The 26,742-nt window shown below is 47.7% G+C and carries 20 protein-coding genes; 17 read left to right on the top strand and 3 right to left on the bottom strand.

The annotated features are described in order from the left end of the window. Window positions 1-77 precede the first annotated feature (77 nt). From pruA to KNP96_RS03925, 9 genes are all read left to right on the top strand, one after another. Window positions 78-1,622 carry an L-glutamate gamma-semialdehyde dehydrogenase gene (gene pruA / locus KNP96_RS03965; protein ID WP_029331525.1) on the top strand — a complete coding sequence of 515 codons (1,545 nt, stop codon included), beginning with the start codon at window positions 78-80 and terminating at the stop codon, window positions 1,620-1,622. 78 nt (window positions 1,623-1,700) lie between these two features. Continuing rightward, window positions 1,701-3,212 carry a sodium/proline symporter PutP gene (putP, locus tag KNP96_RS03960; RefSeq protein ID WP_088837835.1) on the top strand — a complete coding sequence of 504 codons (1,512 nt, stop codon included), beginning with the start codon at window positions 1,701-1,703 and terminating at the stop codon, window positions 3,210-3,212. Window positions 3,213-3,658: 446 nt separating this feature from the next. Next, entirely contained in the window at window positions 3,659-4,879 is a 1,221-nt protein-coding gene (locus KNP96_RS03955; protein WP_214768891.1) for an Nramp family divalent metal transporter, read from the top strand. A gap of 201 nt (window positions 4,880-5,080) precedes the next feature. Next, window positions 5,081-5,371, top strand: coding sequence for an Asp-tRNA(Asn)/Glu-tRNA(Gln) amidotransferase subunit GatC (gene gatC / locus KNP96_RS03950; protein ID WP_088837833.1), 291 nt, complete (start codon window positions 5,081-5,083; stop codon window positions 5,369-5,371). 16 nt (window positions 5,372-5,387) lie between these two features. Continuing rightward, window positions 5,388-6,830 (top strand): Asp-tRNA(Asn)/Glu-tRNA(Gln) amidotransferase subunit GatA, encoded by a 1,443-nt coding sequence (gene gatA / locus KNP96_RS03945; RefSeq protein ID WP_214768890.1) that lies wholly within the window; start codon window positions 5,388-5,390, stop codon window positions 6,828-6,830. A 12-nt stretch (window positions 6,831-6,842) separates the two neighbouring features. Further along, window positions 6,843-8,276, top strand: coding sequence for an Asp-tRNA(Asn)/Glu-tRNA(Gln) amidotransferase subunit GatB (gene gatB, locus KNP96_RS03940; RefSeq protein ID WP_088837831.1), 1,434 nt, complete (start codon window positions 6,843-6,845; stop codon window positions 8,274-8,276). 156 nt (window positions 8,277-8,432) lie between these two features. Continuing rightward, entirely contained in the window at window positions 8,433-9,395 is a 963-nt protein-coding gene (locus KNP96_RS03935; RefSeq protein WP_214768888.1) for a diacylglycerol kinase, read from the top strand. Window positions 9,396-9,425: 30 nt separating this feature from the next. Continuing rightward, a complete protein-coding gene (rlmD, locus tag KNP96_RS03930; RefSeq protein ID WP_029331518.1) occupies window positions 9,426-10,784 on the top strand; it encodes a 23S rRNA (uracil(1939)-C(5))-methyltransferase RlmD in 1,359 nt (452 codons plus the stop codon). 38 nt (window positions 10,785-10,822) lie between these two features. Then, window positions 10,823-11,332, top strand: a complete 510-nt coding sequence (locus KNP96_RS03925) for a DUF6933 domain-containing protein (RefSeq protein WP_214768885.1) — start codon at window positions 10,823-10,825, stop codon at window positions 11,330-11,332. A gap of 88 nt (window positions 11,333-11,420) precedes the next feature. On the opposite strand, the gene KNP96_RS03920 is transcribed toward KNP96_RS03925, so the two are convergent. Then, window positions 11,421-12,578, bottom strand: coding sequence for a helix-turn-helix domain-containing protein (locus KNP96_RS03920; protein ID WP_214768883.1), 1,158 nt, complete (start codon window positions 12,576-12,578; stop codon window positions 11,421-11,423). Between the two features lie 120 nt (window positions 12,579-12,698). Next, complete coding sequence (locus tag KNP96_RS03915) at window positions 12,699-14,948, bottom strand: methyl-accepting chemotaxis protein (RefSeq protein WP_214768880.1); 2,250 nt, start codon at window positions 14,946-14,948, stop codon at window positions 12,699-12,701. Window positions 14,949-15,122: 174 nt separating this feature from the next. Between KNP96_RS03915 and KNP96_RS03910 the strand changes: the two genes are divergently transcribed. After that, window positions 15,123-15,545 carry a CBS domain-containing protein gene (locus tag KNP96_RS03910; protein WP_029331512.1) on the top strand — a complete coding sequence of 141 codons (423 nt, stop codon included), beginning with the start codon at window positions 15,123-15,125 and terminating at the stop codon, window positions 15,543-15,545. A 128-nt stretch (window positions 15,546-15,673) separates the two neighbouring features. Beyond that, on the top strand, window positions 15,674-18,472 hold the full coding sequence (locus KNP96_RS03905) for a putative bifunctional diguanylate cyclase/phosphodiesterase (protein WP_214767115.1): 2,799 nt from the start codon (window positions 15,674-15,676) through the stop codon (window positions 18,470-18,472). A 184-nt stretch (window positions 18,473-18,656) separates the two neighbouring features. Here KNP96_RS03905 and KNP96_RS03900 read toward each other — a convergent pair whose 3' ends face one another. After that, window positions 18,657-20,363 (bottom strand): M3 family oligoendopeptidase, encoded by a 1,707-nt coding sequence (locus KNP96_RS03900; RefSeq protein WP_214768877.1) that lies wholly within the window; start codon window positions 20,361-20,363, stop codon window positions 18,657-18,659. Between the two features lie 176 nt (window positions 20,364-20,539). On the opposite strand from KNP96_RS03900, the gene KNP96_RS03895 reads away from it, so the two are divergent. The 6 genes from KNP96_RS03895 (at window position 20,540) to KNP96_RS03870 (ending at window position 26,711) form a co-directional block, all read left to right on the top strand. After that, the gene (locus tag KNP96_RS03895) at window positions 20,540-21,043 is read left to right on the top strand and encodes a PTS sugar transporter subunit IIA (RefSeq protein WP_088837825.1); all 504 of its coding nucleotides are present in this window, start codon (window positions 20,540-20,542) and stop codon (window positions 21,041-21,043) included. A gap of 489 nt (window positions 21,044-21,532) precedes the next feature. Beyond that, entirely contained in the window at window positions 21,533-22,294 is a 762-nt protein-coding gene (locus KNP96_RS03890; RefSeq protein WP_214767119.1) for an ABC transporter ATP-binding protein, read from the top strand. Next, window positions 22,281-24,197, top strand: a complete 1,917-nt coding sequence (locus KNP96_RS03885; protein ID WP_214768874.1) for an ABC transporter permease — start codon at window positions 22,281-22,283, stop codon at window positions 24,195-24,197. The genes KNP96_RS03890 and KNP96_RS03885 overlap by 14 nt, the downstream gene beginning before the upstream one ends. 81 nt (window positions 24,198-24,278) lie before the next feature. Beyond that, a complete protein-coding gene (locus KNP96_RS03880; RefSeq protein ID WP_214767123.1) occupies window positions 24,279-24,965 on the top strand; it encodes a response regulator transcription factor in 687 nt (228 codons plus the stop codon). Further along, entirely contained in the window at window positions 24,962-25,954 is a 993-nt protein-coding gene (locus tag KNP96_RS03875) for a sensor histidine kinase (protein ID WP_214768872.1), read from the top strand. Before KNP96_RS03880 ends, KNP96_RS03875 begins: the two co-directional genes overlap by 4 nt. Continuing rightward, a complete protein-coding gene (locus KNP96_RS03870; RefSeq protein ID WP_088837820.1) occupies window positions 25,947-26,711 on the top strand; it encodes an ABC transporter ATP-binding protein in 765 nt (254 codons plus the stop codon). Before KNP96_RS03875 ends, KNP96_RS03870 begins: the two co-directional genes overlap by 8 nt. Window positions 26,712-26,742: the final 31 nt, after the last annotated feature.

The following is a 26,742-nucleotide window of genomic DNA, read 5'->3' as shown; positions in this document are numbered from 1 at the left end:
ATAATTGTAAGCGGCGTCATGCTTCTGTACAATGGAGAATGTAAGCGATTAAAAGTATGTATAAAGGGGGAATAGAGATGATTCCGTACAAACACGAACCATTCACGGACTTCTCACAAGAAGCGAACAAGAAAGCGTTCGAGGAGGCACTTGCACTCGTATCGCAAGAGCTAGGAAAAGATTATCCGCTCGTCATCGGGGGCAAACATGTGACGACGGAAGATAAAATCGTTTCGGTCAATCCGGCAAACAAAGAAGAGATCGTCGGACGTGTCTCAAAAGCGACACAAGCACACGCAGAGGATGCGATGCAGGCAGCTGTCACAGCATTCGAAACGTGGAAATTCGTCAATCCGAGTGTTCGTGCGGACGTCCTGTTCAAAGCGGCGAACATCATCCGTAAACGCAAACATGAATTCTCGGCTTACCTCGTCAAAGAAGCTGGGAAACCATGGAACGAAGCAGATGCGGATACAGCAGAAGCAATCGATTTCCTTGAATATTATGCACGTCAGATGCTCGTCTTAAAAGACGGCAAAAAAGTCGAGAGTCGTCCGGGTGAATACAACCGTTACGATTACATCCCACTCGGTGTCGGGGTCATCATCTCACCATGGAACTTCCCACTCGCGATCATGGCAGGGACTGCGGTTGCGGCAATCGTCGCCGGAAACCCGATTCTCTTGAAACCGGCATCGACGACACCAGTCGTCGCTGCTAAATTCGTTGAAGTCATGGAGCAGGCAGGTCTTCCGGCTGGCGTCTTGAACTTCATCCCGGGACCAGGGGCAGAAGTCGGGGATTACCTCGTCGACCACCCGAAAACACGTTTCATCAGCTTCACAGGCTCACGTGATGTCGGTCTCCGGATTAACGAACGTGCTTCGAAATTAAATGACGGTCAAATCTGGCTCAAACGTGTCATCGCAGAGATGGGCGGAAAAGACACGATGGTCATCGATGAGTCAGCCGATCTTGATTACGCGGCAGACATGATCACAAAAGCAGCATTCGGCTTCTCAGGTCAAAAATGTTCAGCATGTTCACGTGTCGTCGCACTCGACTCTGTCTACGACGAGTTACTCGAAAAAGTTGTTGCGAATACAGCAAAACTGAGCATCGGGAACCCGGTCGACGTGACGAACAACGTCGGTCCTGTCATCGATGCAGCGGCATTCAAAAAAATCACGTCGTACTTCGATATCGCAAAACAAGAAGGACGGATTGCAGCAGGCGGAACGGCTGACGATTCAACAGGCTTCTTCGTCTCACCAACGGTCGTCGCGGACGTTCAACCGACGGATCGTTTGATGCAAGAAGAAATCTTCGGACCGGTCGTTGCGTTCACGAAAGCGAAAGACTTTAAAGAAGCAATCGCGATCGCGAACAACACGGAGTACGGTTTGACAGGGGCAGTCATCACACAAGACCGGACAAACCAAGAGTACGCACGGGCGAACTTCCATGTCGGGAACCTCTATTTCAACCGTGGTTGTACAGGCGCAATCGTCGGGTACCAACCGTTTGGTGGCTTCAACATGTCAGGAACGGATTCAAAAGCCGGTGGACCGGATTATTTAACACTCCACTTGCAAGCAAAAACGACTTCAGAAATGTTCTGAATTAGTGTTTAATAGATGAAACGGGTATGCGACCTGCATATCCGTTTTTTTATACACCATAGAAAAGGGGGAGCAAGGATGAACGGAATGTGGTTAGCGATTTTACTGTATCTCGGTCTGATGGTGACGCTTGGCGTGATGGCGTATTACCGGACGAAAAACATGAATGATTATATGCTTGGAGGACGTACGATCGGGCCCGTCGTCACTGCACTCTCAGCCGGAGCAAGCGATATGAGCGGGTGGTTGTTGATGGGATTGCCGGGTGCGATGTTTGCAACTGGTCTGTCCAGTGGATGGATCGTGATCGGCCTATTGCTCGGAGCTTATGCAAACTGGGTGCTTGTTGCGCCACGTCTGCGGGCGTATACGGCGCATGCGGGCGACGCCATCACGATTCCCGACTATTTCGAAAAACGATTCCATGACAAAAGTGGTGTGTTGCGTACAGTTTCAGCTGGAGTTATCTTAATATTCTTTATAATGTACGCATCGAGCGGGTTTGTCGCCGGCGGTCGGCTGTTTGAAGCGGTCTTCGGTTTAGAGTACACGACGGGTCTTTGGATTTTAGCAGGCGTCGTCATCGCCTACGTGTTCCTTGGCGGATTCCTCGCCGTCAGTTGGACGGATGTCGTCCAAGGGATGATCATGGTCATCGCACTCTTGATTGTTCCGGGTGTCGCCCTTTCACTGAGCGGCGGGATCAATGAGACGCTCGAGACGATTCGGACGACGGATGGTTCAAAACTTGAACTGTTTAAAGGAACGACGATTATCGGCATCATCTCCTTACTCGCTTGGGGACTCGGCTACTTTGGTCAGCCGCACATCATCGTCCGTTTCATGGCGATACGTAACTTGAGTGAAATGAAGTCGGCCCGCCGGATTGGGATGGTTTGGATGACCTTCTCCATCATCGGCGCGATGGTGACAGGATTATTCGGTTATGCGTACTTTACGCAACAGGCGATTGAGCTGAACAACCCGGAGAACGTCTTCATTCAGCTTTCGCGTGATCTATTCCCGGGCTTCATTACCGGTCTCTTACTCGCAGCGTTACTCGCTGCCATCATGTCGACGATTTCGACACAGCTACTCGTCTCTTCGAGTGCTGCGACCAATGACTTTTATCAACGCTTCATGAAGCGGACGCCTTCAGACAAAGAGTTGATGCTCGTCGGTCGTATCATGGTGCTGGCGGTTGCCTTACTTGCCATTGCGTTATCGTTCGGCGCACAAAAATCGATTTTGACACTCGTCGGGTACGCGTGGGCAGGATTCGGTTCTGCTTTTGGTCCGGTCGTCTTGTTCAGCTTACTGTGGCGCCGGATGAACAAAGCGGGAGCACTCGCTTCGATGCTGACGGGATCCGTCGTCGTCATCGCCTGGATTTTAGTCAAACTGTACGTGAAGGATTTACCGTTCTATATTTCGGAGATGTATGAAATGATTCCTGCATTCCTCGCGTCGACGATTGCACTCGTTGTCGTCAGTCTGGCGACGGCTGAACCAAGTGAAGCGGTCTACCGTGAGTTTGATGAAGTAAAGGCGCAGTTGAAAGGTGTCGAACCAGAGCGGAAAATCGTGTAAGTGAACAGCAGGTCATGTAAGGACTGAACTCAGACTGTAGACAACGTGCTATCGGGAGATCAAGCGTCTTTTCCCGTAGGAGTCAACGAAACGTGATGCTTTTTAGGTGATACCGTGACGGAAAGCCGGGTATGCAGGCAGTTTAGGGCGCAATTCGTCTTGAATTGCCGTGAAGACGAGTCAAGACGGGGAAGCGCAGTAAGACAGTATGCGAATAGATAAGCTTCAATCTTCATCAGCGTTTGTCTACAATCTGATCGAAGTTCACTTGAATGTGAACTTCGATTTTTTTTGTGGTTAGAATGCGCGGTCAAAAAGAATGGTAGATGGCTTGATTTCAGGACTGAATGATTCAGTTTACTTTGTTAATAAGTATTTCCGTGAAGCATGTATGTTGCCTGAAGGAAAGAAAAGCGTATACTTGCAACTAAAGAGAGGTGTTCAATATGGTCAGTCAACCGGTAGCACCGGTCGAACGATTGAAAAAAAGACAATTTATCGGTCCGGCCTTTGTTGCCGCCGTCGCGTACCTCGACCCGGGGAACTTTGCGACGAACATGACGGCCGGCGCCCAGTACGGATTTTTATTACTTTGGATCATCGTCGCAGCGAACTTGATGGCGGTCGTCATCCAAACGTTGTCAGCAAAACTTGGACTCGTCAGTAATATGAGCTTGGCGGAAGTCATCCGGGACGAGCTATCGCCCGTTGCCCGACTGTTTTACTGGGCACAGGCAGAACTCGTCGCCATGGCGACGGATCTCGCGGAATTCGTTGGTGCCGCACTCGGATTTCATTTGTTATTTAATATTGATATGAAAATCGCTGCGCTGTTAACAGCCATCGCGTCGTTCGTCATTCTCGGCTTTGAACGGAAGGGCTTACACCATTTCGAAGCCGTCATCGCTGGACTGGTCCTCGTCATTGCCGTTGCATTCGCGATCCAAGTCATTCAAGTCGAGCCGAACGTGCGGGACATGGCAGGGGGCTTGATTCCCGGATTCGAGGGAACACCGAGTATCGTCCTTGCTGCCGGGATGTTAGGGGCAACGGTCATGCCGCACGCGATTTATTTGCACTCGGATTTGACGAAACGCCGGATGGGGAAAATTGCGGATAAACGAGGATTGATGAAAATTCAGACGCTCGATATTTGGGCAGCGATGTTAATCGCAGGGGCGGTCAATGGGGCGATGCTCGTCATCGCGGCGACAGTCTTCTTCGGAACCGATCAAAAAGCAGCGACACTTGAAAGTATTTTTTCAGGACTCGGGACATCGCTCGGTGGAACAGCACCGTACTTGTTCGGGGTCGCCTTACTCGTCTCCGGTCTTGCATCATCAAGTGTCGGGACAATGTCCGGCGATGCGATTATGCGTGGGTTCCTAAAGATTGAGATTCCGATTTTCCTTCGTCGGAGCATCACGATGGCGCCAGCCATTGTATTGTTGTTATCGGGATTTGATCCGACGCGTGCTTTAATCTGGAGTCAGGTCGCCTTATCGTTCGGGATTCCGTTCGCGCTGATTCCATTGATTCGGGCAACGTCGAGTGGGCGAATCATGGGTGACTTCAAGAACGGGATGAAGATGAAACTCCTTGCCTGGAGTATCGTGACGATCGTCATCATCTTCAATGTCTATTTACTGGTTGATCTCTTAGTTTGAATATTCTGTTATTTTGTTTTGTAAAACAGTCGCACGGGTAATGAATTACTAGAAGCTTTCCGCCCGAAAGCTTTGCTACCCCTATAAGGACGATGGTGCGGACCTCCCCCCGATGCACCATCGTCTTTTTTGTCTGACTAAAAAGTGCTATGATTAGAAATAGTGTAAAATATACTGAAAAAGTTCCGGAGGTGGAATGACATGGCAAATATTAATGAAGAGCAAGTCCGCCACGTGGCGCATTTGGCACGCCTTGCCGTGACAGATGAAGAAGTACAACAATTTACGGTTCAGCTCGAAAAAATTCTCGGTTTTGCTGAGCAACTAAATGAACTTGATACGACAGGAGTCGAACCAACGACACATGTCCTTGATTTAAAGAACGTCTTACGAAAAGACGAAGTACGCCCATCGCTTCCGCGCACGGAAGTAGAACGACTCGCACCTGATTGGGAAGCCGGACAAGTCCGCGTCCCAGCAGTGTTCGAATAAGGAGGAGACCACAGAGATGTCACTTTTTGAGCATGGTGTCAAAAAACTGCATACACTCGTCAAGGATGGCGAAGTGAAAGTATCGGATCTCGTTCAAGAATCGTTTGATCAAATCGATCGTGTTGACGGGAAGGTCGGTGCCTTTTTATCCTTGAACGAAGACGCATTCGAACAAGCAAAACGGATGGATGAGCTCGCAAAACATGAAGCAAACCCACTGTTCGGCTTACCGATCGGTGTAAAAGATAATATCGTCACAAAAGGGATGACGACGACATGCGGCTCGAAATTCCTCGAGAACTTCGTCCCTGCGCACGACGCGACTGTCGTCGAACGCTTACATGAAGCAGGTGCCATCACAATCGGTAAACTGAACATGGATGAATTCGCGATGGGGTCTTCCAATGAGAACTCAGCATACAAACCGGTCCGTAACCCATGGAACACAAAACACGTTCCAGGTGGATCTTCAGGTGGCTCAGCTGCTGCTGTTGCGGCAGGAGAAGTCTTGTTCAGTCTCGGTTCTGATACAGGTGGTTCGATTCGTCAACCGGCTGCCTATTGTGGTGTCGTCGGTTTAAAACCAACGTATGGTCTCGTTTCACGTTTCGGTCTCGTCGCATTCGCGTCATCACTCGACCAAATCGGACCATTGACACGGACGGTCGAAGACAACGCCTATTTGCTCAGCGCGATCGCAGGGCATTGTGACATGGATTCGACGTCAGCGAACGTCGACCATATTGATTATACGAAAGCACTAACAGGTGATATCAAAGGCTTAAAAATCGCCGTTCCAAAAGAATACTTCGGTGAAGGTGTCAGTGAATCTGTGAAAGACAACATTCGTGCAGCCATCAAAAAACTCGAGTCCCTCGGAGCGACGGTCGACGAAGTATCCCTTCCGAACTCGAAGTACGCGCTTGCGACGTATTACTTACTCGCTTCATCGGAAGCCTCATCGAACTTAGCCCGCTTTGACGGAATCCGTTACGGTGTCCGTGCTGAAGCAGATGCACTCGAAGATGTCTTCAAGTATTCACGTGCCCAAGGATTCGGCGACGAAGTAAAACGCCGCATCATGCTTGGAACGTATGCGTTAAGTTCAGGTTATTACGACGCGTATTATAAAAAAGCGCAACAAGCGCGGACATTGATTAAAAAAGATTTTGATGACGTCCTCGCGAACTATGATGTCATCATCGGACCGACGGCACCTACACCTGCATTCGAACTCGGTGCGCAAAACGATGATCCTGTCACGATGTATGCGAATGATATCTTGACGATTCCAATCAACTTAGCGGGTGTTCCGGCGATTTCGGTCCCGGCAGGTCTCGTCGACGGATTACCAGTCGGTCTACAAATCATCGGAAAACACTTTGACGAGGCGACGATCTATCGTGCGGCGCATGCTTTCGAGCTTGCAACGGGCGGATTCGCGCTTCCGAAGTTATAAGGAGAGTGCGTTATGAACTTTGAAACGGTTATCGGCATCGAGGTCCACGCCGAACTAAATACAAATACAAAAATGTTTTGTGGCTGTGCCCGTGAGTACGGTGCGGAAACAAATACGAAGACCTGTCCGATTTGTCTCGGACACCCGGGCGTACTTCCGATGGTCAATGAAAAAGCAGTCGAACTCGCGGTTCGTGCGGCAATGGCGCTCAACTGCCACGTCGCCGATCAAACAAAATTCGACCGGAAGAATTACTTCTATCCGGATACGCCGAAAGCCTACCAAATCTCACAATTCGATCAGCCAATCGGGTTTGATGGATTCATCGATGCGGAAGTCGACGGTGAAACAAAACGCTTCCGGATTGAACGGGTCCATTTAGAAGAAGATGCCGGGAAGATGAACCATACGGGTGCTAATCATTCTGTCGTCGACTTTAACCGGACGGGCGCACCTTTGATTGAAATCGTCAGTGAAGCCGACATGCGTTCACCAAAAGAAGCGGTCGCCTACCTCGAACGTTTGAAAGAAGTCCTGCAATACGCAGGCGTCTCGGACGTGAAGATGGAAGAGGGTTCGTTACGGTGCGACTGTAACATCTCAGTCCGTCCTTACGGGCAAGAGAAGTTCGGAACAAAAACCGAATTGAAGAACCTCAACTCGTTCGGGAACGTCTTAAAAGGACTCGAATTCGAAGAAGACCGTCACCGTAAACTTTTACTGGCGGGTGGCGTCATGCGTCAAGAAACACTTCGGTTTGACGAAGCGAAAAAACAGACTGTCTTGATGCGTGTGAAAGAAGGCGCGTCCGATTACCGGTACTTCCCAGAACCGGATCTCGTCAAGCTCGTCCTCGACGAAGACTGGAAAGAAGCGATTCGTGCCGCGATTCCGGAACTTCCGGATGCACGTCGTGTCCGCTATCAAGAAACGCTCGGTTTATCCGCGTATGACGCGAAACAATTAACCGTCACACGCGAGATGGCTGAGTACTTCGAAGCGACGATTGCTGCCGGTGCAGAACCGAAAGCGGCAGCGAACTGGACAGTCGGTGAAGTACAAGGACACTTGAACAAGTCGAGTGAAACGTTCGAAACAATCAAACTGACACCGGCACGTCTCGCCGAGATGATCGAATTGATTGCCGGCGGAACGATTTCTTCGAAAATCGCGAAACAAGTTTTCGCGGCGACGATCGAACAGGGTGTCGAACCGCGTCAGTATGTCGAAGAACAAGGACTCGCTCAAATTTCTGACGAGGGTCTCTTACGAGGACTGATCGTCGAGATGTTCGAAGCAAATCCGGCTGTCGTCGAAGAACTCGTGGGTGGACGAGACCGGAAAAAAGGTTTCGTCATCGGTCAAATCATGAAGAAAACGAAAGGGATGGCGAATCCGGCCCTCCTCGATCAACTCTTCCATGAAGAACTCGAAAAATTAAAATAATCCTTTAAATCGTAGTAGATGTCCCCATTTTCCGTCTCGTAATCAGGCGGAAAACGGGAACATCTTTTTTTTCGGCTTTGTAATGTAGCAAAACTTCATGTAAAATAAAACAGTTATGTATCAAATGGACCGGTTGATTAAAAAGGAGAAAAACTTATGAGACCTAGAGCGCGAGTGATTTATAACCCGACTTCCGGGAAAGAGATGGTAAAGCGAAATCTGCCGTATATCTTAGACCGGCTTGAAGCAGCGGGTTATGAGACTTCCGTCTATTCGACGAAAGCGGTCGGTGACGCAACACATGAAGCAGCACGGGCCTGTGAAGCTGAATTTGACCTCGTCGTGGCTGCGGGTGGAGATGGAACGTTAAACGAAGTCATCAGTGGGATGGCTGCCTACAAGATTCGCCCTAAACTGGGTGTCTTGCCTGTCGGGACGACGAATGATTTTGGACGAGCGATGCGGATTCCGTTGACGATTGAAGGCGCGATGGATGTCATCTGCACCGGCTATACGATGCCTGTCGACATTGGGAAGATTGAAGGAACGACGGGTGTTCATTATTTCATCAACATCGCAGGTGGCGGCATCATGACGGAGTTGTCTTACGAGGTTCCGTCAAAACTCAAAACGGCACTCGGACAACTCGCTTATTACGTCAAAGGGATGGAGAAGTTACCACAAATCCGTCCGACGTATGTCGAACTCGAACATGAAAAAGGGACGTTCAAAGGCGAAGTCATGTTGTTTTTGACTTCGAATACGAACTCCGTTGGTGGCTTTGAGAAGCTATCTCCGAATGCGTCACTCAATGATGGACGGTTTGATTTATTCATCTTAAAAAAATGTAATCTTGTCGAACTGATTCGCGTCATGCGTCTCGCCTTAAAAGGGGATCACTTCTCGGATCCTTGTGTCGAGCATGTCACGACTTCATTCGTCCGGATGAAAAATACTTCTGAGATGAGCTTGAACATCGACGGTGAGTTCGGTGGCACCTGTGAAGGGGAGATGACGAATTTACAGTCGCATTTCGATGTCATGACACCGAAGTTCCGGATCGATGAGATGGAACTGATTAATACACAACTACAAGAAACAGAAACAAACCTCGCGTAAGGCGCGGGGTTTTCTAGGAGGAACCCAATTATGATCCCAGTACAAAAAAATGACGAGCACGTCGTCGATATCGTTGATTTGACGCACGACGGTTCAGGTGTCGCACGAATCGATGGTTATACGGTCTTCATTCCAGGAGCTTTACCGACGGAACAAGTCAAAATCAGAATTACGAAAACAACGAAATCATATGGTTTCGGACGAATTATCCGTCAAAAGACGAAGAGTGTTGACCGTGTCGAGCCGCCATGTCCTGTCTACAACCAATGTGGGGGCTGCCAACTGCAACACTTATCATATGATGCAGAACTCGTCTTTAAGCACAACCGTGTTCGTGATGCATTTGCCCGCCTCGCAGGACTCGAAATTCCGGTCCATGAAACAATCGGGATGGAAGATCCATGGGGCTACCGCAATAAAGCACAAGTCCCGGTCGCTTTCCAGTCGAACAAGTTGATGGCCGGTTTTTACCAAAAACGGAGCCACCGCATCATCGATATGGATTACTGCTTGATTCAAAACAAGGAAAATGATGAAGCAATCCAAGCGGTCCGTAAAGTCCTCGCTGACTTAAAAGTCCCAGCTTACGATGAAAAGAAACAAACGGGTGTCATCCGTCACATCATGGCACGTCACGGGTACCATACGAATGAATTGATGATCGTCCTCGTGACGAAGGTCAAACAATTGCGTGGTATCGATAAAATCGTCGCCGGCATCTTAAAAGCCGTCCCGAACGTGACATCGATTCAACACAACATCAACCCAGAGGATACGAACGTCATCTTAGGGAAAAAGAACATCGTCCTGCACGGACCAGCTGTCATCCGCGATCAAATCGCCGGATTGACGTATGAAATCTCGCCACATTCATTCTTCCAAGTCAATCCGTTGCAAACGGAGAAACTATACGGTAAAGCACTGGAGTATGCACAATTGACAGGTGAAGAAATCGTCGTCGACGCGTATTGCGGTATCGGCTCGATTTCATTATCACTTGCACAACAAGCGAAACATGTCTACGGGATTGAAATGGTTCCTCAAGCAATCGACGACGCACGTCGCAACGCAGCTGCGAACGGTATCGACAACGTATCATTCGAGTATGGAACGGCTGAATCCGTCATGCCGGCACTCGTCAAAGCTGGAATCAAACCGGACGTCATCGTCGTTGACCCGCCGCGTAAAGGCTGTGACGAAGAATTCCTGCGTGCTGCGGCTGAAGTGGCACCAAAACGAATCGTCTATGTCTCATGTAACGCGTCAACTCAAGCACGTGACGCGAAGTTGCTTGCTGAACTTGGTTACAAGCTGATGGAAGTCACACCTGTCGATATGTTCCCGCATACGACACACGTCGAGAGTGTAGCTCTTTTCGTAAAAATGTAAGAGCAACTTTCTAACTAAAGGAAAAGCGGGGTTGGAGCATGCTGATCGAATGTACAAAAAAACTAGCAGATGCGATGAAAATCAACTTAACTCCGTATGAGACAACTCACGCAGGTTCTTTTTATGAATGGCATGCGAATGTGTTCACGTTTGATCGAAGAAAATGTGTTGTCTTGATGAATAACAAAACAAGATATAGTATCGTCTTCTACGGCATGAAAATGAAAGAATTCAAACAATTTGATGTCATTGCCTTGAAGGCAATCAAGGACACATTTTTAGCAGAAGGATTTTCTAATGCGGTCGTGGATCGTTATCTGGAACGGTGCGGTGACGTCCAGTACTCGAAGACACATGATCGAAGTATCATCGGACAATTGAATGATGCCATCATTAGTATTTCGTGGAAGCTTGAGGACTTTTTACCGACAGAACAAGTGCATATGATGGATTTAAGTATGTGGATCGGAGAAAATTTATTGTGTGGTCCAATCGGCTATGCAGCGCCGGTCGATCTTTTAAAAAAAGAGTTCGACTCGTCCTTTTAACTAAATCAGGCGATTCAAAAAACAGGCCCCCTTCGTGTAAACGGAGGGGGCCTGTTGTCGGTTAAAAAACTAAATCGTCAGCTGCGTTTTACAGGTAGTGCCGTTGTCGATAATGGGTGGGTGTCTCACCAGTCGTCTGTTTAAACGCTTGACTGAAGTGACTTTGGCTCGAAAAATGCAGTTTGTTTGATATCGTCAGCAACGAATCATCAGACGAACGGAGCAAGCGTTTCGCCTCCCGGATTCGCTCCCGGATGACATACCGGGCAAGCGGTAGACCAGTTTCGTCCTTGAACAGGACGGATAGGTAATTGGAGGAGACGTGAATCGCATGACTGATTGAAGAGACGGACAACGGATCGTAAAGATGCTGTTGAATGTAACGGATGGCAGCTAAGACGTGTGGCGAGTGTCGTAACTCTTGGATTTGCTTGACGGCTTCTGCAAAACTGACAGTAATCCGGACGTGACGATTACGAAGTTCAGAGATACTGTTTGCTGCTTCAATCGAATCAATCATCCGGTCGCTGAGTGAGAAGGCTTCGTCCGGTTCAAGTCCACCGATAATGGCAGCACGTGCGCTGAGCAGGACCGTTCCAAGTAGGAGATTCTTTTCTGCCCGAAGTGGTTGATGGCGTGCGAGCGAGCCGAATTCACCATAAGCAGGTAAGGAATAAGTCGTCGCCAATCGCTCGCTTTGACCGGAGGAAATCCAGTCGATGATTTGCTGTTCGCGTTGCCAAGCTTTGCGGTAGGCTGTCGTTCCTGTATGGGCAGGTACGTCTGCGACGAGCGGGATTTCTTCTTCGACGATTTCAGACTCCGTCCGGATTGCGCGGGACGGGAGCTGTCGTCCGTTCAATAACCGATAGACGAGGTGAGCGCAGTCGATTAATCGATTTTCAGTCGTCCGAGGTAACGATTTATAAAATTGGTGATAAGACTCATCCTGAATATGCGCGCGAAACAAGGCGGATTGTAACAGGACGGGACCAATTCGGTATTGCCCTTGATCTGCGACGGCAATGAATAAATACGCCGTTCCATCTTTTAGCGTGTAGAGGAGTGGGACCGATTCAGCAGTCGGCCACTCGGCTTCAAGCGTCAATTGATCGGGATGGACAGGCGCGGTTGGTCGTACATGAAGTGAATCGTTTTCATGTGATTGGTACGATACAAAAAAACCGGTCGTCCCATAAATACTTTCAGCAATCTGGATTAAATCGTCTGTTTGTAGCGGCTTCATGGGTCTACTCCTCTCGGTAGAAATCATTAAGTCTAGTCTAAGGGGTGTACAAGAAATTGTATAGGGAGGAACGAAAAGAAGGAACCTGCGCGTGGCAGGTTCCTTTTTTAATAAGGCTTATCAACGATTGTCTGATTCCTGCTGATTAGTCGAATCATCGAGCACTTCTTCAGCATCAAGTTCAAACAAGTCGCTATCGCTTGTCTGTTCCAATTCGGTCACGGCTGCTTCGTCCGCAACTTCATCAGACGCATCGGCATGAGGCAGTTCGTCAGCTTCGGTTCTTTCTTCAGGTGGCAGTGTATCGTCTAATTGGAAGTCGAACGTCAATTGATGAAGTTCACTTGCGATATGAGCCAAGTGCGTCGCTGCCGTCGTGACGGCTTCGATTGTCGCATTCGTTTCCTGGATACTTGCGGCACTCGTTTCGATACCGGCTGCGTTCTCTTCTGTCAACGCGAGAATGGTTCCCATCGCGTCAGACACTTCTTCTGTCGCAGTCGTCAAAGCGCTGATATCACCGGTTAGCGATTCAGTCCGTTGTGAGACATGATGGACGGAACCGGCGATCTGTTCGAAGTCGACGCCTGTCGTTTTGACGGACTCAAGGGAAATTTTCAAATCATCCATAACATGGTTCATCGCACTCATCGCAGTGTGCGTCTCTTTTTGAATGTTATCGAGGAGCTGTTTAATTTGTTTTGCAGAATGATCGCTTTCCTCTGCAAGCTTCCGGACTTCACTTGCGACGACGGCAAAACCTCGACCTTGTTCACCGACACGCGCCGCTTCGATGGCGGCATTCAAAGCCAGGAGATTCGTCTGGCTTGAAATTGCTTGAAGCGTCCCGAGAATCTTTCCGATTTCGCCTGAACGTTTACCGAGGAATTCGGACGTGTTCTGAATTTCCTGTTCGAGTGAATCGGAGTGTTGTAGTAAGTCGGTAATCGTTTGTTTCGTCAGTGAGCTACCGCGCGTTGCGGCATCGGCGACGGATGCGACTTCAGACAACGTCGTAGCGGCCGCTTGTTGCATCGCGACGGAGCGTTCCTTGACACCGTAAACGGCATGCGAAGATCGTTCCGCCTGTTTCGTTTGCGTTTCACCGGCGGCTGCAATTTCTTCCATCGTTTGACCGATTTGTTGTGACGCATTTTGGACGTGGGTCGCATTTGCTGATAAGTCCTGTGACGCATCACGAACGGTTCCGGCTGATTGTGTCATGGCCGTAATCGTTTGACGCAACTTTTGACGCATCGCATCGAAATTCTCATTGAGGTCAGAAAGTTCATCGCGAATAAAGCGTTTTGGACGTTTTGTCGTCCGTAAATCACCGCTTGCGATCGCGAGGGCTTCCGTCCGAAGTGTCGAGAGGGGACGGTTGATTGAGCGTCCAATTAACCAGGCAATCAATGTCGCTAGCGCAATCGCGACGACAAAGTTGATGAGCGACTGTTCGAGCATGGCATCTTTAGGAGCATACAGAGACGCATAATCTAGTACGACTGCTAGCTTGAAACCTGTTTTAGAAGAGAGTTGCCAGATGACGACTGATTTTTTCCCCGCAACATCCATGATGGCGGAACCGGATTCTTGGTCAATCATCTGTTTCGGTGCACTGAAATAAGACTTTCCTTCTTCACGGAGTTGGTCGAGACTTTTAAAGAAGTAATTTTTATTCGGGTGCGTGACGACTTTTCCGTCTTTTGTATAGCTGAATACGAAACCTTCCTGTCCGATTTCGATTCGCTTCATGTCTTCTGAGAGGCGGTTGATGCTTTTATAGACGGACAAGACACCCTTGATGTTTGCTTGATCATCAAGTGTCGCTTTTGAGAAACTGATGATGGATAGTTTCGTCGCTTCGTCATAATACGGTTCGCTCATGGCGACCGTACTTGAATTTTCAAGTGCTTGTTTATACCAAAGGTCGCTTCGTGGATCATAGCCGGCAGGGACGTCTTGCTTCGGCCAGTTCAAGTAGCCGCCTGACGTATCAGCGTATTGGAGAAAAGAATTTTCGATTTTCGATGAACCGTATTTTTCGAGGACGCTGTAAATGTCTTTTGCTTTTTGAGACGGTTCGTCCGTCAGATCAGGAAGGTCTTTTGGATCAGTATAGTTCGGCAGTGAGCCACTCGCCCGCGTGAACGGGAGTCCGGCGAGTAAAGACGTATCTTTTTTTGTATCGTCGATGATCCGCGAGAAGGATTGCTCGAGTTGCTTTAATGCCGTTTGAGACGTTGAATCGACAAGATTTTCAACAGTTTGACTTGTCTGGTTGTATGAGAACCAGGTTGAGACACCTAACGTAAGCGCAGGTAATAGAATGAGACCGATGAAAAGACGGCGTGTGATGGGAAGGCGCATATGTAATTCTCCTATCTAAATAATCTATAAAATCTGTCTATTCTGATTATCGGACGGGTAATGTTAAATATGAAGGAATTATGGTGAGATTTTCATGATTTGAGAAATGAATCGAACGGAAGTTCATGATAAAATAAAGTGGATGTCACAGAGTGACTAGGGAGGAACTTAGAAATGAATATTGCTTTTTTCTTATTGCCAAAAGATGAAGTGAAATACTTAGATCCTGAGTCGACGGTCAGGCAAGCACTTGAAAAGATGAAACATCATCGGTTCACGTCAGTCCCGCTCGTTGATGATAAAGGAAAATATGCAGGAACGCTCACGGAAGGTGATGTGCTTTGGGCACTTGAAAAAAACCTGGAACATGCGGATTATGATCATGTACTTCAAACACGTCTGACAGACATTAAACAACGTGTTCGTTATAAACCCGTTTCGATCACAGCACAAATGGAAGAAATGATTGAGGTCATCACTGATCAAAACTTCGTGCCCGTCATTGATGACGGCAAACACTTCATTGGAATCATTCGTCGACGCGACATCATCGACTATTTCGCTAAAAAGGTAGAGCGAGAGAATGTCCAATATTGAAGAATGGATCAAAAACGCTTTTGTCCCGAAAATAAACGGGCGAAAGCGTTTTTATTGACCTCTTTCCGCTTCACGAATCGCTTCTTTTAGACGATATATAGACATAATGACAATTTAGGGAGGACGATGTGTTGCGACTTTTACCACCAGTCTTCATCGTAGAAGCATTTCGGAAACGCTCCTACTATAAAACGTTCTCATGGATGATTTCGATTATCGGGTTGTTAGCCGTGTTAATTGCGACGCAGCAACTCTTAAAAAATGTAGAAGAAGGTTACAGTTATAAACGTGCGAGCGGCGTGATGGATGTATTTGAACAAGTCAATCAGGCGGAACGCGATCTTACATACTATTATTACTTATCATTGAGTTCACGGGTCGATGACTCGTTGACGGAACGAATCGAGTGGTCGAAAAAGGTCGATGACGAGCTCGTGGCGCTGAGCAAACGTTTAGAGACAATGCCGACGACAAGTTCTTTGAAAGAGGACGTACTAACCGAAATCGACGAGGTTCGAAAAAACGGTTATGTCGCGAGCAATCGATTTTTTACGGCCGTAGCAAATTATAAAAGTGAAATTTTATTTAATCAGCTATCGCTCAGTCAAGATACCGGGAAATATTATTCCTTGTTTTCTAACCTGTTCTTAATGGAACGGGATTTCGGAAAAGCAGGACAGAGCCTGCTTAGTGCAGATCAAGACAAACAATTGGATGCATACGAGTTATCAAGAATACGGCAAATACGTCAAGATTTGGCAGTGAGAAATGATACGGTGACGAAAACGCTTTCGGCAACGATTGATGCTGAAGACGGAGCGTCGAGACTTGATATTAATACGATGAAAAGTGAGATGGCGGCATATTTTGGTGTGATCGATACGACGTTGAGTGAACCCGCACTTCGCGAATACGAAACGTTAGAACGTATTTCAGATCGCTATCAAGGCAGCATGTACCGTTTGTTTAATCGAGCAATTTCAGACGTACAAACGGAAATGACGGACCGGGGAAATGATGTCATTCGAAATGCGTGGTTGATGTTCGTTGCGACGTGCTTCATCATTTTCGCTTTACTCTTACTGACGCTCTCGCTGTTACGTGCTTTCCGAAAAGACTTAGTCATGTTACAGGAAGAAGCAAACGTATTTGCTGAAGGACAGCAACAATCGTTTTATCAAGTGCCGGAACGCAATGATTTTCAACCTGTCGTCCATGCTTTTCGGACGATGACGGCGATTATCTCAGGACTACTGGATTACAATGACCAAAAAACGCTCGAAATCAAACAGAGAAAAGCAGAAATCGAATCCCTGTTTTCACAAAATACAGATCCAATCATTGCCTTAGCAGCAGACTTCAAGTTATTGCATGGGAATGACCAGTTCCAGAAGCTCGTCGAGACGACAGAGTTCGTGACGATTGAAGAACTGATTCACCCGGCTGATTTGAACCGGGTGCGTCGTGCCTTAAATGGGGCAATCGAAGGGCATAGTCAAACGATTCGTTGTAAGATGATTTTCGAAGCGGACATTCGGAATATGTTCGTCAACATCATTTATGTGCCGACGAAAAGCGAGAACGGGATTGCACTTTATTTAACGTGTCACGATGAAACGGATCAATACAGACGAGAAGAGCGGATTACGCAACTGGCACTGTATGACGTCTTGACAACGCTATTGAATCGAAATGGTTTCGAACAAAAGATGACGGAAGCATTGGCAGGGTTACAGCCCGGCGAACTCGTCACAGTCAGTGTACGCCAGTTTAGACGCATCAATGATGCGTATGGGCATAGCGCGGGTGATTTGATTCTAAAAGAAGTAGCGAACCGTTTACGCCGTCACTTCATCGGGACAGGTTCACCGGCACGAATCGGTGGAGATGAATTTGCTGTCTTGATTTCGCAGCAAGGCATCGTCGATTACCACGAATTAAAACGAGTCATGGAACTTCCGTATTATGTCGAAGGTGAAGAAATCCATGTCAGCATCAGTATGAGTATGGTCCGTTATCCGAACGATGCAGTTGCCGTGACCTCGCTCTTGTCATCTGTTGATATCGCGATGCAACATGCGAAACGAGATCAAGCAGGGGAGCCGGTTTGGTTCGAATCATGGATGAGTGAAGAGTACCGTGAATCGGTCGTTCTCGAAGCAGAGTTGCGCGAAGCGATCGTCAAAAATGAGCTTCAATTATTTTATCAGCCACAAATTAACTTAAAGACAGGACAGGTCGAAGGCTGTGAAGCGTTACTCCGTTGGTTCCATCCTGAACGAGGCATGATTAGCCCGGCCGTCTTCATTCCGATTGCCGAGCGCTCGATGCTGATTGAAGAAGTCGGCATGTGGGTCGTTCAGGAAACGGTCAACCAAATTAGACGCTGGGAGCAGACGCCACTTGCGATGCTTGGTGTTTCAGCTAACTTATCAGTGAAAGAACTTGCTTCCGGTCGCATCGTCGACTATTTGGCGGATATCAGAAATGAACATCCGGGAATTGAACGGCGGATGGAGTTAGAAATCACGGAATCGTTTGGTGTCTTTTCCGATAAACGCGTCTTTGATGCCCTCGAGTCGCTACATGCAATGGGTTATCAATTGGCAATCGATGATTTTGGAACCGGCTATTCTTCTTTGTCTTATTTAAGTCGCCTTCCGATCCAACGTCTGAAAATCGACCGCTCCTTCATTAGCGGGGAAGATGCATGTTCGAATGCACCATTGATCGAGACAATCATCAAGCTTGCGCATACGTTGAAGTACGACGTAGTCGCAGAGGGAATTGAACAGTTGGAACAAAGCGAGAGTTTACGAAAGCTCGACTGTGAATATGGACAAGGGTTCTACTATTCCCGTCCGATTCCGGCAGATGAATTTGAAGTTTGGTTCATGCAGCATCAGGAAACATTGAAATCTTCATGAGACAACCGAAGCGGAGAGTGGGTACTTCGTTCGTTTCGGCTGGGATTAACGTAAACTACGCGTGCACAAAAAAAGCTCCGTTTTCCTGTCCATTGAACTGACAGGAAAACGGGGCTTATGTTTTTTGCTTGAGGACAGCACACTTGCGAACGAGTGATTCCTGTTGCTGCCAGGCATGTTTTAGTTAGACACGATCGAGTGCTAAGTCGTCTGCTTGTTCGAGATAGGCTTTGATTGGTGCGACCGCTTCGTCGACTGTTCCGTCAGCGAAAGGTGACTTCAAGCCGGCGCGTTCGACAAGTGCAAGGAAACTTTCTGATCCACCTGCTTTACAGAGCGCGAGGTACGATTTCCAAGCGGCTTCGCGGTCCTTCTCCATCCACGCATAGAACTGGAAGGCGCAGACTTGAGCGAGTGTGTAATCAATGTAATAGAACGGGCTGCCGAAGACATGTCCTTGCTGATGCCACCAAGCACCTGAATCGAGGTAGTCATTCTCCTCGTAGTTGCGATGCGGGAGGTATTTCTTCTCGATCGTCCGCCACGCTTGACGACGTTCAGCCGGTGTGAGCTCCGGTTTGCTGTAGATGACGTGTTGGAACTCGTCGACTGCGACTCCATATGGTAAGAAGGTAACACCGCCAGCCAAGTGACTGAATTTATACTTCGATGTTTCTTCACCGAAGAATTCTTCCATCCATGGGTACGCGAAGTATTCCATCGACATCGAATGGATTTCGCATGCCTCATATGTCGGGAACCCGTACTCCGGTGTCGTGAAGTGACGGCTCTCATAAACTTGGAAAGCATGACCGACTTCATGCGTCAAGACGTCGATATCTCCCGACGTCCCGTTGAAGTTCGAGAAGATGAACGGCAGTTTTTCGTCAGCGATGTAGGTACAATACCCACCGCCTGCTTTACCTGGCTTCGCCGTCAAATCAAGGGCACCACGCTCGATCATGTAATCGAAGAATTCATTTGTCTCAGGCGACATCTCGCGGTACATTTTCTTTCCGCCTTCGATGATGAAAGCTTCCTCGCCTTGCGGTGTCGCGTTTCCTGATTTGAAAGCGAATCCTTCATCGTAGTAGTAGAGTGAATCGACACCAATCCGGCGTTGTTGACGTTCTTTTAGTGACGTCGCAATCGGAACGATCGTGTCAAGGATTTGCTGGCGGTAATCCTCGACCATCGACTGGTTATAGTCGACGCGAAGCATCCGGGCATAACCGAGTTCGACAAATGATGGGAAGCCGAGTGTCGTTGCGATTTCAGTCCGGACATGGACGAGTTTGTCGTAAATCGTATCGATTGCTTCTCCGTGTTCTTTTAAATAACCGTAGCGGGCTTCTGAAGCCGCTTTACGAACCGCGCGGTCAGGTGACTGCAAGTAAGGACCGAACTGAGACAAGTTCAACGTTTTGCCATCAAATTCGATTTCTGCTGAAGACATCAACTTCGTGTATTCACTCGAGAGACGATTTTCTTCTTGAAGCTTCGGAATGATTGCTTCTGAAAAAGTTTTTAAGCTGGCTTCTGCTAAGAGGAAGAGTTGTTTGCCCCAAGTCGTTTCGAGCTGTTCACGGAGCGCATGCGCCGTCAACACATGATAGTAACTCGAGACGTAGCCCTGATAGACGGGGCCTGCTTCATCAAAAAAACCTTGTTCCGTTTCGTAAAATGCGTCGCGCGTATCAATCGTATGACGAATCTCGACGATTTGGCTCGCTGTTTCGAATTGGTTTCTAAGGGTATTAATCTCAGTGATGGCTGCGTTTGCCTGTTCGACTTGTGTGGCTTCTTTTAAACGAGAAATTGCGTTTTGCATGGTGGTTTCTAAAACATTCAGATCAGGACGGACATATGTAAGTTCTGAAAATGGTAACATGTAAGCGCCTCCTTTTGATTTCTAACTATTATCACACAAAAATACTTGCAAAACTAGAGGGACAAACGTATGCTTTTTGTGAGAACGTGAGCGAGTCGTTCATAAACACGCTCCTATAAAAAAATCGAATCTTCTTCAATGAAGAAAAACGATCAAGAAAGTAGAGGGATAGTATCATGGGATTCTTTAAAAAATTGTTTGGTGGCAACGAAGCAGGAAACGCAAAAATCACTTCTGCACTTACAGGTAAAATCGTCAGCATCGAGAACGTACCCGATCAAGTCTTCTCACAAAAAATGATGGGAGACGGAGTCGCAATCGAACCGACTGAAGGTAAAGTGGTCGCACCGATTAACGCAACAGTCGAAACGATTTTCCCAACAAAACATGCAATCGGTCTTAAAGGTGAAGATGGTCTCGAACTATTAATTCACGTTGGTTTAGATACAGTTAACCTTAAAGGTGAAGGTTTCACAGCACATGTTCAATCTGGTGATAAAGTCAAAGCGGGCGATGTCCTCGTTGAGTTCGATTTAGATTACATCCGTGCGAATGCACCATCGACGGTTACACCAATCATCGTCACGAACCACGACCAATTCACACTTTCTGCTGTTCCTGCTGAAGGTACTTCAGTAGTGGCAGGCGAAACAGAATTGTTCAAGGCAACACATAAATAATCTGATTACGCGCGAAATTTTGCGCTTCTCCTGAAACTCCCTCATCTTACGAGATGAGGGAGTTTCAGACTGTAGACAACGTGCTATCGGGAGAGCAAGCGTCTTTTTTCGTTGCTTTCCTCGGGCGAGGCGCAAGCCGTTGCTCCTTGGATCCTAGCGGCCAATGAGCAGGGTCTTGCCTGCCTCTGAAAGTGCGTTATAAACGCACTTTTCCCCGTAGGAGTCAACGAAACGTGACGCTTTTTAGGTAATACCGTGAGGGAAATCAAGGCATGCAGACGGTTTAGAACCCAATCCGTCTCGATATAGCATATTCACGCTTCATAAGAGTTTGTCTACACGACTCCCTCATCTTACGAGATGAGGGAGTTTTTTGTTCTCCACCCAAACCTTACTGTTTTGTAAGTGAATTGAAAGTCAACTCCATCCCTTGAAGTACGATTGCTCGGTAGACTGAAGGTAACGAATCGACTTCAGGAGGAACAGAATATGAAAGCAATTTTGAATGCAGAAAATATCACGAAGGTATACCAAACGAAGATGGCGCGGCATGAAGCACTAAAACCGACATCATTGACGGTACATGAAGCGGAGTTTGTCAGCATCATGGGTCCTTCAGGAGCTGGTAAATCAACACTGTTGAATCTTTTATCGACGATTGATCAACCGAGTGAAGGTATGATTTCGATTAATGGTGAAGATGTCACGAGCATGACTGAAAAACAATTGGCACGGTTTCGTCGGGAACGACTGGGTTTCATCTTCCAAGACTTTAACTTACTCGACACGATGACGGTCGAAGAAAACATTGCCCTTCCGCTTGCGCTGGCACGTGTCGAGAAAGCGATGATTGTGTTGCGTGTTGAACAAGTGGCGCGGCAACTTGGAGTCGAAGATTTGTTGAAGAAACGTCCGGTCGAACTTTCAGGTGGTCAAAAACAACGCGTCGCAGCAGCACGTGCAATCATCCACCAACCATCACTCCTCTTAGCTGATGAGCCAACGGGAGCACTCGATTCAAAGTCAGCGACAGGGTTACTCGAAGCCCTCGAGACGCTGAATGAACAAGGGGCAACGATTTTGATGGTGACCCATGATTCTGTCACGGCGTCATACGCGGAACGCATTGTCTTTGTCAAAGATGGAGAGCTGTTCCGAGAAATCCATCGGTTTGGGACGCAAAAGGAATTTTTCGAACAAATCATGGAAGTCCAACGCGAACTCGGGGGTGCAGCACGTGAGTTTGTCTAAATTAGCTTTTCGTAATTTAAAGAACATTCGGCACAATATGATGTATCTAGGTGCCGTCACATTCGCAATTTTGATTTATTACACGTTTTTAGCGATTCGTTCGAACGAAGCGATGCTGAACGCAAATGAGATGTACGGTAAGCTCGGGACGGTCTTTACGGGATCGAGTATCATCTTGGCCGTGTTCTCGACGATTTTCATTTGGTATTCGGGTGACTTTTTCTTACGACGTCGTAAACAAGAACTTGGTTTATATGCGTTACTTGGACTCGAGCGAAAACAAATCGCTCAACTGATCTTTATTGAAACGATGGGATATGGAATGGTCGGATTGATCATCGGGACCGCTCTAGGGACGGTTGCTTCAAAATACTTTGTTCAACTGCTTGCGCATGTCATGGCAATCGATATCGAAGCGACGTTTACGATCAGCCTCGCTGCAATGGGTCAGACGATTGCCGTGTTCTTGGTCATTTTTTTATTGATTGCTCTGCGATCGGCACGAACAATTTATCGCTTCACCTTGATTGAACTATTCAAAGCAAACCAACAAGTCGAAGTGATTCCGAAAGTCCATCCGATTCTCGCAGTCCTTTCTCTTCTATTGATGGGATTCGGTTATTACCTGACGGGGCAGCCGCTGCTCGATCACTTTACTGTAGTCGCGCCACTCTTGATAGTTTGTATCATCGTCGGAACATTCGGGACGATGAGTTACTTTACAATTTTCTTGTTGCGTGTTCTCAGTAAGCAGGCACGTCACTTCGAAGGAACGAATTTGATTTTACATGGTCAATTGCTGTCACGCGTCAAGTCGAATGCTGTCATGTTATCAACGATTACTGTCATCACGGCAGTCACACTGACGACGGTCGGAACAGCGACATCGATTTACTATTTCATCGATCGAACGGTCGAGCAACAAATGCCATACAGTTTATCGGTTGCGAGTAAACGACCGGAGGCAGAGCAATTGATTAAGGAATCGAATCAAACCATTGAACAGCGGACGATGGTCAACGTCAAAAATGTCGACCATCAGATGAAAGAGTTACCAAATCCGTTATATTTGACGAAGTACTACCGAACATATGCGATGGACGGTTCAAAAGGACAATTCAGCTACATCAATTATTCAGACTACCGCAGACTAGCGAAGGCGAACGGAAAACGTGTTTTACCTGAGCCGCAACAAGGTGAGGCGATTGTCCTCGAGACATTCAAAGGAAACGACTTGTTGCAGGAACGAGTCAAGTCACCCGTTGGAATCAAGATAAACGACATCCATTCGTCCTTTCGCATCACGGGTGAAACGGATTTACCAATCGCTCAACTCTATGAGAAACAACGATTGGCGTTCGTCGTTTCGGACGATGCCTTCGCGATGATGCCGGAGCGTGCATGGATGCTGACGAATTATCAATTTTCAGATGAACGGACGGATGACGGGTTGATGAAGAAACTCGAGGCACTTTACGGAAAGCAGGCGGAAACGGACATGGCGGCCTATTATCCGGTCTACGCGATAACGACGGCGACGACAGGGCTGCTCGCATTTGCTGCCGGCTTCCTCGGACTCGTCTTCCTGCTCGCGACAGGTTCAATCATCTACTTCAAGATGCTTGCGGAAGCAGAAGAATCAAAGCACCGTTTTGCGATCATTCAAAAGGTTGGGGTGGCGCAAGGCGAACAGGTGAGTATCATTCGTCGCCTCGTCGGATTTGTCTTCTCCCTACCGTACCTCCTTGGACTCATTCACAGCATCTTTGCGATGCAAGTCCTTCAAAAACTACTCAACTACAACATCGTCATGCCGACAGTCCTTGCGATTGGCTGTTATACGGTCGTCTACCTTGTGTATTACATCATGACGGTCCGAGCGTACCGGCGGATTGTGATGTGACGACGGTGACTGGAAACGAATAATCGTTTCCAGTCCTTTTTTTGTTCGGTATGATAGATAACGAAGGAGATGAATCATTCGATGGAAACAATTTTATTAGTGGAAGATGATCAAAAAATCGCGGAGTTACTTCAAGAGTTGCTCGAACGTTATGATTTCCGTGTCATTCACGAAGATGGATTTGGTGATGTCGCGGCACGTTTTGAAGAGACGAAGCCGGATGTCATCTTGCTTGATGTGAACCTTCCGAAGTTCGACGGCTTTTATTGGTGCCGGCAGCTTCGCTTAAAAACACGTGCCCCGATTTTGTTCATTTCGGCGCGAGTCGGAGAAATGGATCAAGTCATGGCACTTGAATATGGGGCGGATGACTACATCGTTAAACCGTTCCAAGGAGCCGTTGTCATCGCGAAAATCAAAAGTCAGATTCGGCGGGCGTACGGGACGTTATCAAGTGAGAATGATGAACGGACCGTCGTGAAGGCGGGCATCACGTTGTATTTAGATCGGTATATCGTCGAACATGGTGATCAATCGATTGAACTATCGAAAAAAGAGGGTTTGATTTTAGAAATGTTACTGACGGCTAGCCCGCGGATTGTCAGCCGGGGAGACCTGCTCGAACGAATTTGGGATGATGAAGCCTTCGTCGATGAAAATACATTGAACGTCAATATTACGCGTGTTCGTAAACGTTTGACAGAAATCGGCGTGTCAGGGCTTGAGACGGTCCGGGGAGTCGGGTATTGCCTGGTGCTTGAAAAATGAAACTGTTTTTTCGTTATACGATTCCAGGACTGCTGTTTTTCATCGTTCAACTGGTCGGCTTATTTCTCGTCTTATGGTTATACGATCTTTATCAACCCGCAGCGTTTTTCTATATCATCTTACTTGATACAATCGCGCTCATCATTTATTTAAGCTATCGCTTTTTTAGTATGTTGCCACTGCTTAAACGATTACAAAATCCGATTACCTCGGTTGCAGAACCGATTCGCCCCGGCAGTGAGGAACCAATCGCTGCAGCAGTCGAACAATTTTTAGAACGGCAACAAACGATTTTTCGAAACAGTTTGTTTGCCGAACGGCGGAAAGAAAAAGAACGGCACCGGTACGTCGATCAGTGGATTCATCAAATGAAGACGCCGCTCTCGGTCATCGAACTGATTCTTGAACATCCGGGTGAAGATTACCGGACAGATATGCGGCACGAAGTCGAACGACTACGGACAGGTCTTGATCAAATGTTGTATTCATCACGCCTCGAAGCAATCGAGACGGATTTGAAGGCGGAGCAACTTAATCTCCGTGTTCTCGTCATGGACATCATCAATCAAGAAAAACGACTGTTTGTCAAAAATAAAGTCTATCCGAAGCTTGAAATCGAACCGTCCTTATACGTGTATACAGATGCTAAATGGTTCCGCTTTTTGTTACTTCAACTGTTGACGAACGCCGTCAAATACACGACGGGACATGGTAAAGAAGTTCTGATTCGGGCGATGGAACGCGACGGACAAGTCGTGCTGACATTGATTGATGATGGAGTCGGCATTCCGAAGCGTGACTTGCCGCGTGTCTTCAACGCCTTCTTCACGGGTGAAAATGGACGGCGTTACGGAGAGTCGACCGGAATGGGACTTTATTTCGTCTGGCAGGTCTGTACGAAGCTCGGGCATGAAATTGAATTGAATAGTCTGGAAGGCCAAGGGACGACGTGTCGATTGAAGCTTGTAGGAGGACGAACGGATGATTGAAGTCAAACAGCTTGGGAAAGTATATGCAGGAAAAGTAACGGAACAACCGCTGACGGATTTGAATTTCCGTGTCGAGGAAGGCGAGATGGTCGCGGTGATGGGGCCGTCCGGAAGTGGCAAGTCGACACTGATCAACTTACTGGCGACGCTCGATCAACCGAGCTGGGGTTCGATTTTGATGGAGGGCATTGATACATCGACCTTCAAGCGAAAAGAAACGACGCGCTTTCGGCGTGAGACACTCGGAATCATTTTTCAAGAGTTCAATCTACTCGATTCGTTGACGCTTGGTGAAAACATGCTCGTTCCGTTGATGCTGTCTGGGAAAAAGACGAAGCTCGCGCGAGAGGAGATGCTGCATCTCGCAAAACGGCTTCAAATCGATGAGCTACTCGACAAACAGGTGGATGAAGTATCCGGTGGACAGCGCCAACGCGCTGCGATTGGGCGTGCTTTAATCCATGCTCCGCGTTTGATGTTGGCTGACGAGCCGACCGGTGCACTCGATTTCCAAGCGACAAAACATGTAATGGAATTACTTGCTGAGTTAAATGCAGCCGGGATGACGATGGTCATCGTCACCCATGACCCGACGGTCGCCTCGTATTGTAACCATGTCTTATTTTTGAAGGATGGTAATATTCAAACCGAGTTGTTTCGGGACGAACCGCGTCGTGTCTTCTTTCAACGCGTCATCGAGTCGCTGTCGTTATTAGGAGGGGACGAACATCAACTATCTACAATACGCCCTACGTAACATTAAACGCTATCAGCGTCTGTACTATGGG

It is taken from the genome of Exiguobacterium sp. s133, assembly GCF_018618595.1.
Lineage (GTDB): Bacteria > Bacillota > Bacilli > Exiguobacteriales > Exiguobacteriaceae > Exiguobacterium_A > Exiguobacterium_A oxidotolerans.
The sequence above is the reverse complement of the archived record's forward strand: the minus strand, read 5'-3'. Positions and strand labels throughout refer to the sequence as shown.

Excerpts from the sequence above, each read along its gene's own strand:
- pruA (WP_029331525.1), top strand. The coding sequence starts at position 78 with ATGATTCCGTACAAACACGAACCATTCACGGACTTCTCACAAGAAGCG.
- putP (WP_088837835.1), top strand. The coding sequence starts at position 1,701 with ATGAACGGAATGTGGTTAGCGATTTTACTGTATCTCGGTCTGATGGTG.
- KNP96_RS03955 (WP_214768891.1), top strand. The coding sequence starts at position 3,659 with ATGGTCAGTCAACCGGTAGCACCGGTCGAACGATTGAAAAAAAGACAA.
- gatC (WP_088837833.1), top strand. The coding sequence starts at position 5,081 with ATGGCAAATATTAATGAAGAGCAAGTCCGCCACGTGGCGCATTTGGCA.
- gatA (WP_214768890.1), top strand. The coding sequence starts at position 5,388 with ATGTCACTTTTTGAGCATGGTGTCAAAAAACTGCATACACTCGTCAAG.
- gatB (WP_088837831.1), top strand. The coding sequence starts at position 6,843 with ATGAACTTTGAAACGGTTATCGGCATCGAGGTCCACGCCGAACTAAAT.
- KNP96_RS03935 (WP_214768888.1), top strand. The coding sequence starts at position 8,433 with ATGAGACCTAGAGCGCGAGTGATTTATAACCCGACTTCCGGGAAAGAG.
- rlmD (WP_029331518.1), top strand. The coding sequence starts at position 9,426 with ATGATCCCAGTACAAAAAAATGACGAGCACGTCGTCGATATCGTTGAT.
- KNP96_RS03925 (WP_214768885.1), top strand. The coding sequence starts at position 10,823 with ATGCTGATCGAATGTACAAAAAAACTAGCAGATGCGATGAAAATCAAC.
- KNP96_RS03920 (WP_214768883.1), bottom strand. The coding sequence starts at position 12,578 with ATGAAGCCGCTACAAACAGACGATTTAATCCAGATTGCTGAAAGTATT.
- KNP96_RS03915 (WP_214768880.1), bottom strand. The coding sequence starts at position 14,948 with ATGCGCCTTCCCATCACACGCCGTCTTTTCATCGGTCTCATTCTATTA.
- KNP96_RS03910 (WP_029331512.1), top strand. The coding sequence starts at position 15,123 with ATGAATATTGCTTTTTTCTTATTGCCAAAAGATGAAGTGAAATACTTA.
- KNP96_RS03900 (WP_214768877.1), bottom strand. The coding sequence starts at position 20,363 with ATGTTACCATTTTCAGAACTTACATATGTCCGTCCTGATCTGAATGTT.
- KNP96_RS03895 (WP_088837825.1), top strand. The coding sequence starts at position 20,540 with ATGGGATTCTTTAAAAAATTGTTTGGTGGCAACGAAGCAGGAAACGCA.
- KNP96_RS03890 (WP_214767119.1), top strand. The coding sequence starts at position 21,533 with ATGAAAGCAATTTTGAATGCAGAAAATATCACGAAGGTATACCAAACG.
- KNP96_RS03880 (WP_214767123.1), top strand. The coding sequence starts at position 24,279 with ATGGAAACAATTTTATTAGTGGAAGATGATCAAAAAATCGCGGAGTTA.
- KNP96_RS03875 (WP_214768872.1), top strand. The coding sequence starts at position 24,962 with ATGAAACTGTTTTTTCGTTATACGATTCCAGGACTGCTGTTTTTCATC.
- KNP96_RS03870 (WP_088837820.1), top strand. The coding sequence starts at position 25,947 with ATGATTGAAGTCAAACAGCTTGGGAAAGTATATGCAGGAAAAGTAACG.